Below are 16,610 nucleotides of genomic sequence, written 5' to 3'. Positions count from 1 at the left end.
TCATGACAGGTCGTACCCTGGAGCCATGCCCACGGACCGTTCACAGCCAGACGCGTGCCCGGGTGCACTGCAAGTTCACCACGCCGCCGACGGCGCACTGGCACGCGTGCGCCTCCCCGGTGGTCTCCTCAACCCGGCCCAATTGCAGACGCTTGCAGACGCGGCGCGCGATCTGGGTAACGGGCAGATGGAACTCACCTCGAGAGGCAACGTTCAGTTGCGCTCGGTCTCAGATCCCGAAGCCTTCGCGGCGCGCATCGCGTCGGCCGGTCTCCTGCCGTCCGCGACGCACGAGCGAGTACGCAACATTCTCGCGTCCCCACTGTCCGGCCGTATCGGGGGCGTCGCCGACATTCGTGAACTGGTCCACCGTCTCGATTCGGCCATCCAGGCGGATCAGGCATTGGCGGATCTGCCGGGGCGAACGCTGTTCACTCTTGACGACGGGCGCGGAGACATCACCGGACTGCGGGGCGATTTCGGACTCCATGCGCGCAGCGCCACCGAGCATTCACTGGTGCTCGCCGGTCACCACACCACTCATCTCGTCCAGGCGGACGACGCCGTCGAATTGCTCCTCGAGGCGGCTCGATCATTCCTCGACGTTCGCGACAAGCACTGGCGCCTGGCCGAGGTTCCGGACGGAATCGAACGCACCCTCGAGCAGCTGGGTCTGAGCGCCGAGTCCACCGTTGCGGCGGACCTCACGCCGGATGCACGGCCTACTATCGGCTGGCTCGAGCAGCGCGACGGGACCGTAGCTCTGGGCGGCGGCCTGCGATTCGGACTGCTCGACGCTCGGCTGGCCGAGTTCCTCGCCGCCGTCGACAAGCCCGTCGTCGTGACGCCGTGGCGATCGGTGCATATCTTCGACCTCGACGAATGGGCAGCCGAGCAGGTAGTCCGGGTGCTGGCACCCATGGGGTTGATCTTCGACGAGAACTCACCGTGGCACGAGGTCACCGCCTGCACCGGAAGCCCGGGATGCGAGAAGTCTCTCGCCGATGTGCGCACCGACGCCATCACCGCCGTCGAGCAGGCCGAACTTCCCGTTGTCGGGCGCCAGCACTGGGCCGGGTGCGACCGCAGTTGTGGACGTCCCCGCGGGGACGTAGCGGATGTGATCGCGACGGGTGACGGTTACCGGGTGAATCCGCCCGATCGGTGATGCCTCTATCGTGTGGCACATGATCGAGTACATCCGTGACGGCGCGGAAATCTATCGCCAGTCCTTTGCCACCATTCGGGCCGAAGCCGACCTGAGCCGTTTCCCGGCGGATGTCTCGCAAGCTGTAGTGCGCATGATTCATGCAAGTGGCCAGGTCGATCTAGTCGACGACGTCGCCTTCACACCCGGTGTCGTCTCGGCTGCGCGCGCAGCTCTGCGCGACGGCGCGCCGATTTTCTGCGACGCCCAGATGGTGGCTGCCGGCATCACGCGCAAGCGTCTGCCCGCCGGCAACGACGTCATCTGCACCCTCGGCGATCCGCGGGTTCCCGTGCTGGCGTCGACCATCGACAACACTCGCTCGGCGGCTGCTCTCGAACTGTGGGGAGCCAAGCTCGAGGGCGCTGTTGTCGCGATCGGAAACGCACCCACCGCACTGTTCCATCTCCTGAACCTCATCGAAGCCGGAGCGCCCCGTCCCGCCGCGATCGTCGGAGGTCCGGTCGGCTTCATCGGCGCTGCCGAGTCGAAGGAAGCTCTCATCGAACACGCCAGCGGAATCGATCATCTCGTGCTCCGCGGCCGACGCGGCGGAAGCGCGATCACTGCGGCGGTCGTCAATGCGATTGCGAGCGAAGTCGAATGAGCGCAGGCAAGCTCTGGGGTGTCGGAATCGGCCCCGGTGATCCCGAATTGGTCACTGTCAAGGCCGCCCGCGTCATCGGCGAGGCAGACGTGGTCGCGTTCCACTCTGCGCGGCACGGCAAAAGCATCTCCCGCGGCGTTGCAGCGCCGTACATGCGCGAAGGGCAGATCGAAGAACACCTCGTCTACCCCGTCACCACCGAGACCGTTGATCATCCCGGCGGGTATCAGGGCGCGATGGACGAGTTCTACGAAGCGGCTGCCGAGCGGTTGGCAGTTCACCTCGAAGCCGGTCGAACCGTCGCATTGCTCGCTGCCGGTGATCCGCTCTTTTACAGCTCCTACATGCACATGCACAAGAGGCTGGCCGATCGCTTCGACGCCGAGGTGATTCCCGGTGTCACCGCCGTCAGCGCGGCATCTGCTGCACTCGGAAAGCCGCTGGTCGAGGGTGAAGAAATCCTGACGATCCTGCCCGGCACGTTGCCGCAGGCCGAGCTGACCAGGCGGCTCGCGGAAACGGACGCCGCGGCCATCCTCAAGCTCGGACGCACGTTCCCGCCAGTGCTGCAATCGCTCGCGGATTCCGGCCGCTTGGATGAAGCCCATTATGTCGAGCGTGCGAGCACCACACGTCAACGCGTCGAATCTGCTGCCGACGTCGACCCGGACGGGGTTCCGTACTTCTCGATCGCCATCGTTCCGAGCCCGTCGAACAACCCTCGACCTGCGACCGAGTCTCGCGGCGAGGTGGTCGTGGTCGGACTCGGGCCGGGCGATACCGCCTGGACCACACCGGAAGTGGCGCATGAGCTTTCGTTGGCCACCGACCTCGTCGGCTACGGCCCGTACGTCGATCGCGTGCCGACGCGGCCGGGCCAGCGTCGCCATTCCAGCGACAACCGCGTCGAAGCGGAACGCGCCGCGATGGCGTTGGACCTGGCGAAGAACGGCGCCCGTGTAGCTGTCGTCTCGTCGGGAGATCCCGGCGTATTCGCCATGGCTGCAGCAGTTCTCGAAGTTGCCGCCGAAGACCAGTGGCGCGGGGTCCCGGTCCGCATCCTTCCCGGCATGACGGCGGCAAACGCTGTCGCCAGTCGCGTCGGCGCTCCCCTCGGGCACGACTATGCGGTGCTCTCGTTGTCTGATCGCCTCAAGCCGTGGGATGTCGTCGCGCGCCGTATTTCGGCAGTCGCAGCCGCAGACATGGCATTTGCGGTCTACAACCCGGCGTCGAAGTCCCGGACGTGGCAGGTCCAAGCCATGAAGGACCTCGTGCTCGAGCACCGCTCCCCCGAGACTCCCGTCGTCATCGGCCGCGATGTTGCCGGTGCCGAGGAATCAGTTCGCGTCGTGACCCTCGGCGAGCTCGAGCCTTCCGAGATCGACATGCGGACGCTGCTCATCGTCGGTTCGTCGATGACAACCGTCGTCGAAACCGGTTCGGGCCGTCAGGTGTTCACCCCGCGGCGCTACCCGGAGTGAGCATCGCACAGCGATAGCATGGCCTCATGCCCGTCAACCGGACCCGGAAAGCCAGATACGCGCGCAAACGCAAACGCCGAATGGATCTGGTGGAGCACGACCTGTCCGTCGAGCAGTGGTCCGCGCTCAAAGCGGCCTGGGGTGGCTGCGCGTACTGCGGCGAGCCGGGCGAGTCGCCGCAACGTGACTGCGTGCTGGCGATCTCCCGCGGTGGGCGCTACACACTCGACAACATCGCACCGGCTTGCAGCTCGTGCAATGCGAGCAAATGCAACAGCGAGGTCACTCTCTGGTTGCGGCGCAAGGGTTATGACGAGAAGGCCTTCCTCCTGCGCCACGCGGAGATAGGTATGGAGATGAGGGCGCAGTTCTCGGAGCAGTCGTGACGGTCCCGCACGAGTTGCGCCTGATACTCGACGAGTTGATGGAGTTCGAACCTCTGTTTCACCGGACGCGAGTAGCCATGTCACGAGACGAGTTCGATGCAGTCGTCGACCCGGAGTTCCGGGAGATCGGAGCCTCGGGTGCGCGATACACCCGCGATTACGTGCAATCGGTAGTCGAGACCCGGCGACTCCGCGGCGAAGTGAACGACGCGGCCGAACTCGGATGGAAGGTCGACCGACCTGCGCTGGACCGAATCGCTCCGGACCTGCATCTGGTGACGTAACGGCTGGCGCAGGCGCATCGGGTTACCGAGCGATCATCCATCTGGCGGTTCGCCGAGAATCGATGGAGAGTGTTGTTACATCAAGGCACAGTTGTCGAAAGTGGTCTGGAAGAGTGAACGAAACGACCCACAACCCCACCATTCCGCTTTGGGTGGACATCACCTTCACCGTCTTCGTTCTTGCCTGGATCTTCCTCACGATTAGCGCGCTCGTGGCGATCGTGCGCACCGACTTCGACCGTTCGGGCGGCAAATTCTGGTGGTGCGCGCTGGTGATCGCGGTACCCGTACTCGGAGCGCTCGTCTGGTTGCTGTTCGGACGACCCCCGCGTGACTCCAGGTCCCGAACCTGACCTGCACCGACGACGCGGCAGTAGTCTGAGTACGGTCCGGTGCTGTCACTCTGCGCGTATCAGGGAGAACAACGAGATGAGACCACTTCGATACTCGATCAACGTCACCCTCGACGGCTGCTGCCATCACGACGCCGGGCTCCCACCCGACGAGGAGTCGATGCGCTACTGGACCGCTCAGATGAAACGAGCCGACGCTCTGCTTTCGGCCGGGTGACCTACGAGATGATGGAGTCGGCGTGGCGGAAGCCGGCAACGGGCACATGGCCTGACTGGATGGACGAGTGGGAGGTCCCGTTCGCCGATGCCATGGACCGGGCGAAGAAGTACGTCGTGTCGAACACGCTGAGCGGGGTCGATTGGAATGCCGAGCTCGTGCAAGGCGACTTGGGGCCAGCGATTCAACGGCTCAAGGAGCAGCCCGGCGAAGGCCTGTGGGTTGGTGGCGTGACACTCCCCCTGGCGCTGGCAGACCTGGGACTGATCGACGAGTACGAGTTCGTTGTTCAACCGGTCCTCGCCGGACACGGACCGACGTTGCTCGCCGGTCTGCGCGAGCGCATCCAACTCGAACTCGTCGATCGCCACGAGTTCCAGTCGGGTGCAGTCGCCGTGCGATATCGGCCCACTCAAATACCGCCCCCGAGTCAGGTATCGGACGGTTCGAATACCACCAGGTAGGCGAAGCGCGACTGGACGTGCGCCGACACAGCCAAAGTCCTCGTGCACGATGGCGCGCTTCGCCCACACGACCAGCACGTAGCTTCCATCGATCAAAGCCCACAACCAATGGCAACAACCACCCGGGACATGTCGTCGCCTCAGTTCGGACGCGAGAAGAGTTACCACCAGCCTTGTTCGGTGTTCGGTATTGACCGAACACCCGGCACAGCAAGAGCATTAGCCACCGAAGTTCTCCGGACAATCCTCGACGAGATCAAAGCATCGAACTGGATCACGAACAAATTCGTTCCGCCCGGCGGACAGTAAGGACCACTTGTCGCTATTGACACTCTGGCCCCTTATTCCACAGGCACTGCACCTCGAGTTGTAAGCGCCCCCGGTCGAGGGCCATCCTGCGTTTTACTGCGGTGAAATAGGCGTCAGCTCTTGCTGTTACCTGATAACGAGCCAGCCCTCGGAATTTCCATTTGTGCCCCGTTTCGTGTCCCCCATTGCGAGGACTAACCAGCGTTCGCGACGTTGATCAAGGTCAAATTGTTGTAGGTCTGGGTCTCCATGTCAGCGAACCCAAACTGTGCAGGCACAGCGGCGGTGGGGATTTCGTAGACATAGACCATGTGACTGTCGAACCCGGGCTGTAGTCCGTCGTTGCATTCGGGGTTACCCTGAATCTTGTACAGGTCGTCAATCGGGTCATATTGCCGCTTATCCGCAGTGATGAGCGTGTTCTGAATCGGGAACGAACATGTCAGGTCCATCGAGACCTTCCCATCGTTGAGAACCGTCGTATCAACGATCACAAACTTCCCACCAGACCTTGGGGCCTGCTCGGTATACTCGCCGCGCGTGATGGATCTTTCGGGCTGCGCCGTAATCGACTGCGATTCGACCACACTGTTGATCGTGATAATCGCGCCGCCACTGGTCACCGGCTGTCCGATCGTCGGTAGTGCTGGTGTTGCCGATTTAGGTTTCGCCGAGGTCGTGGCAGCACCGCTAGCTTCGGGACTGGTTGAAGACACGTACGAAACTTCGCTGGAGACAAGCGACTTCCCGTCTACTTTCGCAACGCAGCTCACGTCGTAAGCAACTGCCGCTCCGGAATCGAGCGAACCCGTCAACTTTCCATTGACAGAAAAGCTCCCGTCATTACCGGCGACGGTGACAATGTCGGCGACCGCGATATCACCAATGGGGCCAGCTTTATCCTTGATCCCTGATACACACACCGATTCGGCCTTGGCTTCATCGTGCGTGTCACCCGAACTTCCGCATGCCGAGATCAGAAACGCGCTAACTCCAAGCAATGCCAGAATTGTCTTCTTCATGGAGCAATTGATACCAGACCTTACGGTCGGAACTCGCTCGGGGTCACGCTGAGCGGGCAGTACGAGGGACGGTCCGGTAGGTCGATTAGCGCGTACCCTCGAACGCCTCAGCAAAAATGGCAAGCTGGACGGCTACTAGCGAGCAAAGGATCGGAATCACCACCATCGCGAGCGCCACAAAAATGATCATCTGAAAAGCTCCGGTCAAATCGATGCAGGATACGTTGACGCCGCTACTTCGGTCTTGCTAAGAAACGAAACCTGGTCGACATCATATCGGCGTCCGACACCGCCGGACGCCGATACGTGTTCACGTCAGCTCACTCAGCTCACGGCGCTCCTGCCGAGGTGGCGGGCGAAGAACCGAGCCGAACTGTCGCGCTCGTAGTCGGGCACCGGATAGTGCCTGCCCGAGTAGGCGTGCAGAGTCTTCTCCTTCGAGCCGAAGGCATCGAACAACGCCACCCCTGACGTGCGGTCGTAATCCTTGTCGTCCCAAGGGATCCGGTACTCGACCGGGACCGTGAGCTTTCGTGCCGCTTCGATGAGGGAGTCGTCCACAAAAACTCCCCCGAAGCTCACGGCAGCGATCCTGGATTCGACCGGGGCCAACATCAGCCCGGTCACGACCCCTAGCGACACGCCGCCAAAGCCGATCGGAGCGTCGGCGTCGACGTCGGGCAGCGTTTGCAGAGCGTCGATGGTCGCCTGCCATTCCGGCACTGCACGCTCCGCCAGCGACCGGTTGTACTCGACGACGATCGGGGCGATCGGCTCGCGGGCCGCCCGTGCCTGGTGGATCGCCTCGACCCACTGTTCGTCCTGCGTGTCCCGCGGTCGGTCGCCATGTCCGGGCGCGTCGATCGCGGCGACCGTAAACCCGTGCGAGCTCACGCTGTGGAGTGCACTCGCGACCAGTCCCGGCGCCTTCTTGTGCATGCCGCCGGAGTGCCCGGACAGCAGTAGAGGTGATCCGACGGATTCAGATGCGGGTGACCATAGGACACCGGTGATGTCGTCCAGAACGAAGTGGCGTTCGACGACACCGTTCGACGTTGTCTCGGAAGTGAATTCGATGGTCTGAGAATTGGATTGCATGGTGTTACCTTTCGGGATTGCCTACTCGAGGCGCTCCCGGCGACACCTACGTCAATCGCCGATCCGTGAACAGGATTGGGAGCACCCACATGGTTACTGCGTTCATGGGTCTCACCTCCTGGCGTGTTGTCACGGTCTCGCACAAGCTATCAACCCGAACCGAAGCCCGTCCAATCATTTTCCGGCCCACCGATCCGACAGACGGCTCAACCACTTCTACGATCATGTGTAGTAGATTCCGAATGGCAACCAACCGGTCGTTATGGGGAGTTAAATGTCGGTCGATCCAGTTCTTGCGCAGTACAGCGATTATGCCTTCGCGTCGTCTTTCGCGATTTACGTTCTCGCCCTGGTTTTTTCCATCGTCGACTTCTCCAGCGCACCCCTCTCGGCCACAGTGCGACCGGCACTCGCACGTGTGGGAAGTGCATCAAATCCGGCGGTGCCCGGCCGGATTGCTATGCCGCCGAATCGAACTCGCGCCCATCGCGCGGGTCGCGCTGCCGTATCGCTCACCGTCGTCGCCCTGGTCCTCAACGTCACCGCGCTCGCACTTCGCGGCATCTCGACACACCGATGGCCTCTCGGAAACCTCTACGAGTACGCGCTTTTCCTCAGCGCGGCATTGGTGGCGTGCTGGCTGGTTATTCTGGGGCGGTACCAGATTCGTTCATTGACCATCTTCGTTCTGTCACCCACCGTGGTGCTTCTGTTTGTCGCCGCCGCAGGCATGTATGCCGAGGCAGCGCCGGTCGTACCCGCTCTTCGTTCGTACTGGATCGGCGTACACGTCACGATCATCGTCGCCGCCTCCGGCATCCTTACGTTCGCAAGTGCGGTCAGCGCACTTTTCATGATTGCCGAGGTAGGTCCGCAGTCAAAGAATCCCGCGTTGCGTTGGATTGCGGCCAGGCTGCCGTCATCCGAATTGCTTGACCGCGTGGCCTACCGAACAACGATCGTCGGGTTCCCGCTGTTCAGCATCGGGGTAATCTGCGGGGCAATCTGGGCGGAAGCCGCGTGGGGACGTTTCTGGGGCTGGGACCCCAAGGAGACGGTCTCGTTCATCTCCTGGGTTCTCTATGCCGCGTACCTCCATGCGCGTGCTACGGCCGGGTTCAAGAACATGCGTGCGGCATGGATAAATGTTGCTGCGCTCGCAACGATGCTTTTCAACATGTTTGCAATCAACTACGTCGTGTCGGGGTTACATTCGTACGCTGGATTGAATTGACACCGACAACGGGTCAGACCCGCGATCGGTCGACGCTCTCGCGGACTGTACGGATGTAGCGGCGCGTGACAAACGCCTGTACTCGACGTCCGATCGGAGCGCCGAGACGCACCCACCACGTTCCGGGCTTGGAGAACGCAACGATCTCGATACGAACCGCTTGGCTGGCCTCGTCGAACTGGACGACAAACAGTTCTTCGCCGCATTCGGGGTGGCCGGCGCGGGTTCCGTACGCGAATCCCTTGCGATTGGGTTCGTCGACGACGTAGACGATTCGAACTGGGATCGACACCGGACCGAGTCCGAAAGTCGCATCCTGACCCGCCGCCGCGGTCGGGGCTGCCGCCCGGACGGTCAAACCAGCTCCGCGGTGCATTCCCCAATTCGCGACTGTACGAGCGGCAACCTCGAAATCCTCACGTCCGGATCCGACCGTCGCGCTCTCGTGAACGTGGTGATAGCCGGCGGGGAGTACGCCTGACGTTGCGCCCACCTCGAGGTACGTCAGCCCGCCCGGGCCGGACGCCATCATTGCTCGCGTCGATGGCTGAGGATGTTGATCACGTGACCGTCGGGGTCGGCAGCGAAGAACCTGCGTACACCCCACGGCTCCTCGGTGACGGGATAGACGATGGTGTCGCCGCGCTGCACCGCGGCCTCGTACGCCGCATCGAGATCATCCACCTCAACGGAGACGTCCGGCACGACGGGTGCATGAGCGTCGTGCGTCATGACGCTGATCTGCAAGGACGGATCCGTCGGCGAAGCCAACGTCACGATCCACCCGTGATCCATGACGACTTCGAGGCCCAGCACTTCGGTGTAGAAGCGCTGCGCGGCCTCGAGCGAACTACTCGACAGATCCGAAACTATCCGCCTGACGGCCATATCCCGCAGGCTACGCCGCCGCCGGAGTCCACCGCGACTTGACGAGGCGCTCGATGTCACCGGAAAGTTCGTCGCTGACGATTCCCGGAAGCAGGATCTGCCACATCTCGTCGACACGATCCGGAAGATCCGAGCGTCGGGTGAGAACGTTCGAAACCAGCTGTACCCCGGTGAATGCCGAGGGCATGAACCTGCCGAACGATTCTGCGCTGACCGATTTTCGGATTTCACCTTCCGCCTGAGCTCTGGCGGTGAGAGCGGTGATTGCCGAGATCCATTCGGCGTACGGTTCCACCGGCCCCTCGTACGTGCTCAGTTCCAGCGTGAGGCGAATGCCCGCGCGAACGATCGGCTCATCAACGATCTGGCGTGCCATTTCGTGCGTCAGCATGATCATCTGTTCCAACGGGTCCTTGCCCGTCGCGGAAATCGCCTGCACCGACTCGATCGAGAGCCGATGCTGTTCGGCAATGATGAATTGCGCGAGCTCGTCCTTCGACGCGAAATGGAAGTACAACGCGCCCTTGGTAGTACCGGCCCCCGAGACTATGTCGGCCATGCTGGTGCTGCCGTAACCAGTCTTCTCGAACTGCGCGGCCGCGCCGGCAACGATTTGCTGCCGAGTCAGCTCGGCGCGTGCTTGCTTGACCACTGAATCCCTCTCGTCCTCCAAAGGCCCCCGCCCAGCAAACCCCACGGTTCGCGCCACACTCCAGCTATACCCAAAAACTTCACAATTGCCCCACATTACCAGCGCTTCTTCCATTGCTTCAATTACGAATGCAACAAAGTCGCTGGTCAGACGTCCGATTTAGAGGGAATCTCCTCTCCCCAACGTGCTTTCGTCAACCCGCGCACGGTCCACCAACTCTCCGACGAGGAGCGTCAACTCCATCATCTGGTCGGTGATTTCTTCGCGCAACTGCGTTGCATCTGCTTCGGAAATCGCGCCGGACTTGGTATCGAAGGACATCAACAACTCGATATTGGTGCGCAGCGCAGTCAACGGAGCCAGAAGGTCCTGGCCCGCTTCGGTGATCAGACTTCTCTGGCGTGCCCGCGATTCCGACAACGTCCCGAGCATCCGATTGAAACTGACTGTCAACGACGCCAATTCGTCGTCACCGGTCACCGGGATCGGCGCAAGATCATCCGTTTCGGCAACTCGCCGCGTTGCCGCAGTGAGTCGCGCAATCGGCCGTAATCCTGTGCGTGCCACAGCATCTCCGGCCGCATAAGCGAGTGCGATCCCGGCCGCCCCGAGTGCCGCCAACACCACTGCGAGTCGCTTGAGAACCGAACGCGTCGGCCCCAGGGATTGCGCGACAACCAAAGTCTGGCCCGCAACCGAGGGCTCGACAAGAATTCGATACGCATCGACGGTTGCGATTGTCTGCGACGAATTGCCGTCGGCGATCGACCTGATGGCGTCTGCGCTGGTGCTGAACGGCGGCAGACCGGGAGTCGCCGTCACCAAGGCGCCGTCGGCAGTGAGAAGCCCCACCGCCTGGATGACCGCTGTATCCGCGCCGGCCGTCAATCCCAGAACCGGTGTGACACCGCCGAAATTGACGGTGTCGGTGATCGCGTCACTCGTGCGCTCGAGTTGTCGATCGACGTTGCCTTGCAAATACGCGTTGAACACGATGTACACCGCCGACGCCGACACGATCACCGCGATCGCCACCAGGCCTGCAGTCAGCAATTTCACGCGCGCATGGAGCGTCCGGACGTGAATTCCCGATGGTTTTCGACGGCTCATTCCGGGAACCGACACTCTCATGCGCGGTCCCGCAGTGCGGCGTCGAAAGATCCCAACATCCCTCCAGTATGGTCACGGAACCTTAGACGAACCTGAAGCGAACGCGATGTCGGCTTCACAGTGCCGTTCCACTACCGAAAGCCGTGAGCCAGTCCACCGCCCCGGCTTCGCTGTCGAATGCGGGAGCGGTCGCCGGAATCGGTGGTCGTTCGACGACGATAACCGGGATCGACAACTGCCTGGCTGCGGCGATCTTTGCGTACGTCTGCTCGCCGCCACTGTTCTTGGTGATGACGACGTCGATGCCGTGAGTTCTCATCAGATCGACTTCCGCTTCGACGTCGAATGGGCCACGTGCGAGCAGCAATTGCGAATGAGGTGGCACTGTCCCTGAAGGCGGATCGATGGAACGCACGAGAAACGAGACGTCCTTCACACGGCCGAACGCCGAAACTCCTTGCCTCCCGATCGTCAGAAAAGCGCGTGAGCCGACCGTCGGCACCAATTCTGCGGCATGATCGAGACCGCGTACGGGAAGCCAAGTGTCGCCGGGTTGCTCGCGCCACGGCGGGCGTCGGTACATGGCGTACGGAACGGAATTCGCGCGGCACGCGTCGAATGCATTCTTGGTGATGCGAGCGGCAAACGGATGCGTGGCGTCCAGCACTGCACGAATATCATTGGCCGACAGCCACTCCGAGAGCCCGTCGGCTCCCCCGAACCCGCCGATACGCACTTCCCCCTCCGGCCATCGAGGATCACGAACCCGGCCGGCCAGCGATGTGACAACTTCGAGGTCGGCTGAACCGGCCAACCGAGAAGCGATCACTCGACCTTCACCCGTGCCGCCGAGCAGGAGTACGCGACGACGAGTACCCGTCGGGGTCAGTGTGTGCTTCTCTCACGCGCTGCCGAGTAGAGGTAACTGTCCGGGAATCCTTCAGCAGTCAACACTCGGCCGACGATCACAACGGCCGTCTTCGTGATGCCGGCTGCATGAACAAGTTCGACGATCGTCTTCAAAGTGCCTCGAACAACGATCTCCTCGGGCCGCGAGGCGAAGGCGACGACCGCCACCGGGCAGTCCTCGCCGTAATTGTCGGCCAACTCGGATGCGATCTGTTCGATGCGATGAGCGCCGAGGTGAACCACCATCGTTGCGCCGCTGCGGCCCAGGGACCGCAGATCCTCGCCCTCCGGCATTGCCGTCGACAAGGTGGAGACTCGAGTGAGAACAATGGTCTGCGAGACGCCTGGGACGGTCAGCTCACGCCCCAGTGCAGCCGCTGCCGCGGTAAATGCAGGAACACCGGGAATCATGTCGAAATCGACACCCGCTGCGTCCAGGCGACGAGCCTGCTCGGCCACTGCACTGAAGATCGACGGATCACCGGAATGCAGACGCGCGACGTCCAGCCCGGCCGAATGCGCTTCGACAAGGATCGCGGTGATCTCGTCCAGGCTCAGGCGAGCGGTGTCCACGACCTGCGCTCCGACCGGGCACCACTCGAGCAACTCCGCTGGAACAAGGCTGCCGGCGTACAAGCACACCGGGCTCGCAGCGATGATGCGTTGCGCGCGGACGGTGATCAGATCTGCCGCACCGGGACCCGCACCGATGAAATGAACGGTCATTGTGTGGATTCCTCCGGCGTATCTGTGTCTGCGCCTGCAGACGGCTGACTTTTTGTGACGGACCATTGGACCACCGGAAGTTGCGGTCGCCAAACGTTGAATGCCCCCAAAGGCTCGGCGCGCTGCACCTGAAAGCGTCGCAGCGTCCCACCGTGGCGACTCATCCAGCCGAGCAGCAACGACTCGGACTCGGCAGTCACGGCGTTGGCAACCAGACGCCCGCCCACGCTCAACTGCTCCCAGCACGCTTCGAGCATTCCCGGTTGCGTGACGCCGCCGCCGACGAACACCGCATCGGGACGCCGAACCTCTTCCGCAAACGCCTCGGGCGCGGTCCCTTTCACTGCCAACGCAGGCACACCGAGATTGAGTGCATTGGCACCGATCTGCGATACCCGGCTCGCCACCTTCTCGAATGCTGTTGCAGTGCAACGCGGGTGGGTTCTCATCCACTCGATGGCGACGGTTCCCGACCCTCCGCCGACGTCCCAGAGGTGTTCTCCCGGCGCCGGAGCGAGTGCACACAACGTCAATGCGCGGATCTCCTGCTTGGTCATCTGACCGTCGCCGACAAACGCAGCATCCGGTAGCCCCGGGATTCGAGTCAGCCGTATCGGAAGATCCGCCGAGATGCACTCGACGGCGAGAACGTTCAACGCGTCCACGTCCTCGTCCGCGTGATCCCACTCGTCTGCGACGGTGACGGTCCGCGATTCCCCGGCTCCACCGAGCTGGGCCAGCACGGTCACGATCGATCGACCGAACCCCGCGCCGGACAACAACCTCGCCACCTCCCCCGGAGTCGAGCGCCCGTTGCTCAGAACCAGCAGGCGGGCGCCGTCGGTCACGGCAGCCAACACGGTCGCCGAGTCTCGGTTGACCAGGCTCACGACGTCGATCTCGGCCGATGCCCATCCCATTCGCGCGCTCGCCAATGCCACCGACGACGGGTGGGAGATCACTCGCACATTGTCCGCGCCGAGCAGCCGCACCAAAGTCACCCCGAGACCGTGGAACATCGGGTCACCGCTCGCAAGTACACACACTCTGCGATCGGCGCTCTCGGCGAACATCGACGGCAAGGCCGGAATCATCGGAGACGGCCAGGTCAGTCTGGTGTGCGCTCGCCGTGCCCCGAGATGCGTAGTCGGAACCAAGTCCAACTGGCGCGGTGATCCCATCAGGACCTCCGCGCCCAGAACCGCGCCCTTTGCGCTCTCGGACAGCCCTTCCCAGCCGTCGGCACCGATACCGACGATCACCACCGGGTGTGTGGTCATCGCGGCATCCGGCGCCAGATCGTCTGAGGCAGAAGCCGCATGACGAAGAACACCGGCTGCAGAATTCGCGGTACCCACACACGCGTCGCCCCGGAGTTCAGTCCCCGTACGACGGCGTCGGCGACCTGCGACGGGGTGCTCGACATCGGGGCAGGCGACATTCCCTCGGTCATCTTGCCGATGACAAATCCCGGCCGTACCAGCATCAATTGAACACCCGAACCGTGCAGTGCGTCGCCGAGGCCGCTGGCAAACCCGTCCAAGCCGGCCTTTGCGCTCCCGTAGACGTAGTTGGCGCGGCGAACCCGAACGCCGGCGACGGACGAGAACACCACGATCTTTCCGGTTCCCTGTCGGCGCATGATCTCCGCGAGGTGAGTAAGGATGCTGATCTGAGCCACGTAGTCGGTGTGCACCACAGCTACCGCGTGCGCCGCGTCGGATTCGGCACGCGCTTGATCGCCGAGAATTCCGAAAGCCAGCACGGCAACCGAAATCCGGCCGTGCTCGGCGACCACGGCGCCGAGGAGGTCTCCGTGAGTCTCCACGGCGTCGGCGTCGAACTCGACGGTCGAGACGTCGACAGCGCCGGCGTTTTTGAGCATCTGCTCCTGCTCCGACAGCTCTCCGCTGCGTCTGGCAGCCAGAACGATGTTGCGGCCCGGCGCGAGCCTCACCGCGATCTCGAGGCCGATCTCACTTCGTCCACCGAGTAGCAGCACTGTCTCGATATCATTCGCGTTCGCACCCGCAGTCACCGCTCCAGTGTCCTGGATTACCGTCGTGGCATGACGCTCACCCCCTCCACCACGCCATCGTCACAGCAGACTCTCACCGAAGACGGGCTGAAGTTCGTCGGCGAATACCACCTCGCGACACTCACGACGTTGCGTCCGAACGGCACCCCGCACGTCGTAGCCGTCGGATTCACCTGGGATCAGGAAGCCGGAAAGGCGCGCGTGATCACCAGCGGTGGTTCGCAGAAGGCGATCAACGCCGCCCGGGGTGGATACGCCGCCGTCAGTTCGGTCGACGGTGGGCGCTGGCTCACGCTCGAGGGGCCTGCACGCGTGCTCACCGACGCGGACTCCGTGGCTGACGCCGTTCGGCGTTACGCCGAGCGGTACCGCCAGCCACGGGTCAACCCCGCGCGTGTGGTCATCGAAATCGACGTCACACGCATACTCGGGTCCGCGGCGTTCAAGGAAAGCTGATCAGTCGAGGACCGTCAGGCCGTGCGGACGGTTGTTGAACGACTCGCAACCGTCGGCGGTCACGACGACGATGTCCTCGATACGGGCGCCCCAATTGCCGCGGAAGTAGATTCCCGGTTCGATGCTGAACGCCATACCTTCGACGAGTTCGATGGTGTTGCCCTCGACGATGTACGGCTCCTCGTGTACGGACAGTCCGATACCGTGACCGGTGCGGTGAACGAAGACCTCTGCAAGCCCTTGTGCGGCAAGCACTTCGCGGGCGGCAACGTCCACGGATTCTGCGGATACTCCTGGCCGCACCGAGTCGACCGCAGCCTGCTGCGCCGCTTCGAGTACTGCGAACTGTGCTGCTACTTCGGCGGACGGCTGCCCCATGCTGTACGTGCGGGTGGAGTCCGAGTTGTATCCAGGCTCGACCGGTCCACCGATGTCGATCACCACGACGTCACCGCTCTCGATCACCCGGTCCGAAACCTCGTGGTGCGGATCGGCACCGTGCGGGCCCGATCCGACGATCACAAACGCGGCCTCGGTGTGCCCCTCTTCGAGAATCGCGGCTGAAATCGCCTCACCCACTTCGGCTTCCGTGCGGCCGACGATCAAGAACTCGGCCATGCGAGCGTGAACACGATCGATCGCCGCGCCAGCCCGTCGCAACGCCTCGATCTCGGCGTCGTCCTTGACCATCCGCAATTCACGCAACACTCCGGTGGCGAGGATCGGCAACGCACCCAACGTGTCTGCGAGCGGGATCAGATGCAGCGCGGGCATCGCATCCGTCACCGCAACCTTGGCGCCGGCCGGAAGTTGCGACGCCACAATCGCATACGGATCGACACCGTCGACCCAGTCGAGGACGGTCAACCCGAGATCGCCCACCGCCGATTCCTTCAGCGACGCCAACTCCAAGCGAGGAAGCACAACGGACGCCTTCGCCGTGTCCGCGGCGATGATCAACGCGGTCAAGCGCTCGAACGAGTCAGCCCGAGAACCCGTCAGGTACCGCAGATCCGGACCGGGAGTCACCACCAGACCGTCGAGACCTGCTGATCGAGCCAACTCGGCGGCACGAGCGATACGTGCGCCGTACACGGCGCTGGAGAATCGGGAATCCTGTTCGGCTGGAGACGTCATGGCTTACAGGTTAGTGCCGACTGGCAGGA

At 62.9% G+C, this 16,610-nt stretch carries 19 protein-coding genes and 1 pseudogene; 9 read left to right on the top strand and 11 right to left on the bottom strand.

The annotated features are described in order from the left end of the window. Positions 1-25: 25 nt before the first annotated feature. The 7 genes and pseudogenes from cobG to ACFQ6Y_RS05750 all read left to right on the top strand — a co-directional run bounded on the left by cobG (position 26) and on the right by ACFQ6Y_RS05750 (position 5,002). Positions 26-1,168 carry a precorrin-3B synthase gene (gene cobG, locus ACFQ6Y_RS05780; RefSeq protein ID WP_378630065.1) on the top strand — a complete coding sequence of 381 codons (1,143 nt, stop codon included), beginning with the start codon at positions 26-28 and terminating at the stop codon, positions 1,166-1,168. 19 nt (positions 1,169-1,187) lie between these two features. Then, positions 1,188-1,814, top strand: a complete 627-nt coding sequence (locus ACFQ6Y_RS05775) for a precorrin-8X methylmutase (RefSeq protein WP_007729839.1) — start codon at positions 1,188-1,190, stop codon at positions 1,812-1,814. Further along, a complete protein-coding gene (gene cobJ, locus ACFQ6Y_RS05770; RefSeq protein WP_378630062.1) occupies positions 1,811-3,298 on the top strand; it encodes a precorrin-3B C(17)-methyltransferase in 1,488 nt (495 codons plus the stop codon). The genes ACFQ6Y_RS05775 and cobJ overlap by 4 nt, the downstream gene beginning before the upstream one ends. Before the next feature lie 26 nt (positions 3,299-3,324). Next, positions 3,325-3,684, top strand: coding sequence for an HNH endonuclease (locus tag ACFQ6Y_RS05765; protein ID WP_378630058.1), 360 nt, complete (start codon positions 3,325-3,327; stop codon positions 3,682-3,684). Then, positions 3,681-3,968 (top strand): hypothetical protein, encoded by a 288-nt coding sequence (locus tag ACFQ6Y_RS05760; protein ID WP_378630053.1) that lies wholly within the window; start codon positions 3,681-3,683, stop codon positions 3,966-3,968. Before ACFQ6Y_RS05765 ends, ACFQ6Y_RS05760 begins: the two co-directional genes overlap by 4 nt. A 113-nt stretch (positions 3,969-4,081) precedes the next feature. Then, entirely contained in the window at positions 4,082-4,321 is a 240-nt protein-coding gene (locus ACFQ6Y_RS05755) for a PLDc N-terminal domain-containing protein (RefSeq protein ID WP_378532974.1), read from the top strand. 76 nt (positions 4,322-4,397) lie between these two features. After that, positions 4,398-5,002: pseudogene (locus ACFQ6Y_RS05750) on the top strand (dihydrofolate reductase family protein). A gap of 503 nt (positions 5,003-5,505) precedes the next feature. On the opposite strand, the gene ACFQ6Y_RS05745 reads toward ACFQ6Y_RS05750, so the two are convergent. Together ACFQ6Y_RS05745 and ACFQ6Y_RS05740 are read right to left on the bottom strand one after the other, a co-directional pair. Further along, positions 5,506-6,333, bottom strand: coding sequence for a DUF4352 domain-containing protein (locus tag ACFQ6Y_RS05745; RefSeq protein WP_378630052.1), 828 nt, complete (start codon positions 6,331-6,333; stop codon positions 5,506-5,508). A gap of 324 nt (positions 6,334-6,657) precedes the next feature. Then, positions 6,658-7,431 (bottom strand): alpha/beta hydrolase, encoded by a 774-nt coding sequence (locus tag ACFQ6Y_RS05740; RefSeq protein WP_378630051.1) that lies wholly within the window; start codon positions 7,429-7,431, stop codon positions 6,658-6,660. Between the two features lie 274 nt (positions 7,432-7,705). Between ACFQ6Y_RS05740 and ccsB the strand changes: the two genes are divergently transcribed. Further along, positions 7,706-8,665, top strand: a complete 960-nt coding sequence (gene ccsB / locus ACFQ6Y_RS05735; protein WP_378630050.1) for a c-type cytochrome biogenesis protein CcsB — start codon at positions 7,706-7,708, stop codon at positions 8,663-8,665. A 13-nt stretch (positions 8,666-8,678) separates the two neighbouring features. Here ccsB and ACFQ6Y_RS05730 read toward each other — a convergent pair whose 3' ends face one another. The 8 genes from ACFQ6Y_RS05730 to ACFQ6Y_RS05695 all read right to left on the bottom strand — a co-directional run bounded on the left by ACFQ6Y_RS05730 (position 8,679) and on the right by ACFQ6Y_RS05695 (position 14,988). Further along, entirely contained in the window at positions 8,679-9,194 is a 516-nt protein-coding gene (locus tag ACFQ6Y_RS05730; RefSeq protein ID WP_378631315.1) for a DUF1990 family protein, read from the bottom strand. Beyond that, complete coding sequence (locus ACFQ6Y_RS05725; RefSeq protein ID WP_378630048.1) at positions 9,194-9,553, bottom strand: VOC family protein; 360 nt, start codon at positions 9,551-9,553, stop codon at positions 9,194-9,196. The genes ACFQ6Y_RS05730 and ACFQ6Y_RS05725 overlap by 1 nt, the downstream gene beginning before the upstream one ends. A gap of 10 nt (positions 9,554-9,563) precedes the next feature. Next, positions 9,564-10,205, bottom strand: a complete 642-nt coding sequence (locus ACFQ6Y_RS05720; protein ID WP_378630046.1) for a ScbR family autoregulator-binding transcription factor — start codon at positions 10,203-10,205, stop codon at positions 9,564-9,566. Between the two features lie 159 nt (positions 10,206-10,364). Continuing rightward, the gene (locus tag ACFQ6Y_RS05715) at positions 10,365-11,264 is read right to left on the bottom strand and encodes a HAMP domain-containing protein (RefSeq protein ID WP_225320034.1); all 900 of its coding nucleotides are present in this window, start codon (positions 11,262-11,264) and stop codon (positions 10,365-10,367) included. Between the two features lie 166 nt (positions 11,265-11,430). Next, on the bottom strand, positions 11,431-12,204 hold the full coding sequence (locus tag ACFQ6Y_RS05710) for a cobalt-precorrin-6A reductase (protein WP_378631313.1): 774 nt from the start codon (positions 12,202-12,204) through the stop codon (positions 11,431-11,433). Further along, entirely contained in the window at positions 12,201-12,950 is a 750-nt protein-coding gene (cobM, locus tag ACFQ6Y_RS05705) for a precorrin-4 C(11)-methyltransferase (RefSeq protein ID WP_378446043.1), read from the bottom strand. Before cobM ends, ACFQ6Y_RS05710 begins: the two co-directional genes overlap by 4 nt. Then, the gene (cbiE, locus tag ACFQ6Y_RS05700; RefSeq protein WP_378630044.1) at positions 12,947-14,230 is read right to left on the bottom strand and encodes a precorrin-6y C5,15-methyltransferase (decarboxylating) subunit CbiE; all 1,284 of its coding nucleotides are present in this window, start codon (positions 14,228-14,230) and stop codon (positions 12,947-12,949) included. Before cbiE ends, cobM begins: the two co-directional genes overlap by 4 nt. Continuing rightward, positions 14,227-14,988: an SDR family NAD(P)-dependent oxidoreductase gene (locus ACFQ6Y_RS05695; RefSeq protein ID WP_378630043.1), complete on the bottom strand. Its 762-nt coding sequence runs from the start codon at positions 14,986-14,988 to the stop codon at positions 14,227-14,229. Before ACFQ6Y_RS05695 ends, cbiE begins: the two co-directional genes overlap by 4 nt. Positions 14,989-15,018: 30 nt before the next feature. Between ACFQ6Y_RS05695 and ACFQ6Y_RS05690 the strand changes: the two genes are divergently transcribed. Beyond that, entirely contained in the window at positions 15,019-15,444 is a 426-nt protein-coding gene (locus tag ACFQ6Y_RS05690; RefSeq protein ID WP_030536346.1) for a PPOX class F420-dependent oxidoreductase, read from the top strand. Here the strand turns inward: ACFQ6Y_RS05690 and ACFQ6Y_RS05685 are convergent, their stop codons facing one another. Beyond that, complete coding sequence (locus ACFQ6Y_RS05685; protein WP_378630041.1) at positions 15,445-16,581, bottom strand: M24 family metallopeptidase; 1,137 nt, start codon at positions 16,579-16,581, stop codon at positions 15,445-15,447. Positions 16,582-16,610: the final 29 nt, after the last annotated feature.

This window comes from Rhodococcus sp. NPDC056516 (assembly GCF_042794655.1).
In the GTDB taxonomy this organism is placed as follows: Bacteria; Actinomycetota; Actinomycetes; order Mycobacteriales; family Mycobacteriaceae; genus Rhodococcus_F.
Note: the sequence above shows the minus strand (reverse complement) of the source record. Positions and strands in the feature narration are given on the sequence as shown.

What these genes read in the sequence shown, in the direction of transcription:
- cobG (WP_378630065.1), top strand. Translation starts at nt 26, where the DNA reads ATGCCCACGGACCGTTCACAGCCAGACGCGTGCCCGGGTGCACTGCAA.
- ACFQ6Y_RS05775 (WP_007729839.1), top strand. Translation starts at nt 1,188, where the DNA reads ATGATCGAGTACATCCGTGACGGCGCGGAAATCTATCGCCAGTCCTTT.
- cobJ (WP_378630062.1), top strand. Translation starts at nt 1,811, where the DNA reads ATGAGCGCAGGCAAGCTCTGGGGTGTCGGAATCGGCCCCGGTGATCCC.
- ACFQ6Y_RS05765 (WP_378630058.1), top strand. Translation starts at nt 3,325, where the DNA reads ATGCCCGTCAACCGGACCCGGAAAGCCAGATACGCGCGCAAACGCAAA.
- ACFQ6Y_RS05745 (WP_378630052.1), bottom strand. Translation starts at nt 6,333, where the DNA reads ATGAAGAAGACAATTCTGGCATTGCTTGGAGTTAGCGCGTTTCTGATC.
- ACFQ6Y_RS05740 (WP_378630051.1), bottom strand. Translation starts at nt 7,431, where the DNA reads ATGCAATCCAATTCTCAGACCATCGAATTCACTTCCGAGACAACGTCG.
- ccsB (WP_378630050.1), top strand. Translation starts at nt 7,706, where the DNA reads ATGTCGGTCGATCCAGTTCTTGCGCAGTACAGCGATTATGCCTTCGCG.
- ACFQ6Y_RS05730 (WP_378631315.1), bottom strand. Translation starts at nt 9,194, where the DNA reads ATGGCGTCCGGCCCGGGCGGGCTGACGTACCTCGAGGTGGGCGCAACG.
- ACFQ6Y_RS05725 (WP_378630048.1), bottom strand. Translation starts at nt 9,553, where the DNA reads ATGGCCGTCAGGCGGATAGTTTCGGATCTGTCGAGTAGTTCGCTCGAG.
- cobM (WP_378446043.1), bottom strand. Translation starts at nt 12,950, where the DNA reads ATGACCGTTCATTTCATCGGTGCGGGTCCCGGTGCGGCAGATCTGATC.
- cbiE (WP_378630044.1), bottom strand. Translation starts at nt 14,230, where the DNA reads ATGACCACACACCCGGTGGTGATCGTCGGTATCGGTGCCGACGGCTGG.
- ACFQ6Y_RS05690 (WP_030536346.1), top strand. Translation starts at nt 15,019, where the DNA reads ATGACGCTCACCCCCTCCACCACGCCATCGTCACAGCAGACTCTCACC.
- ACFQ6Y_RS05685 (WP_378630041.1), bottom strand. Translation starts at nt 16,581, where the DNA reads ATGACGTCTCCAGCCGAACAGGATTCCCGATTCTCCAGCGCCGTGTAC.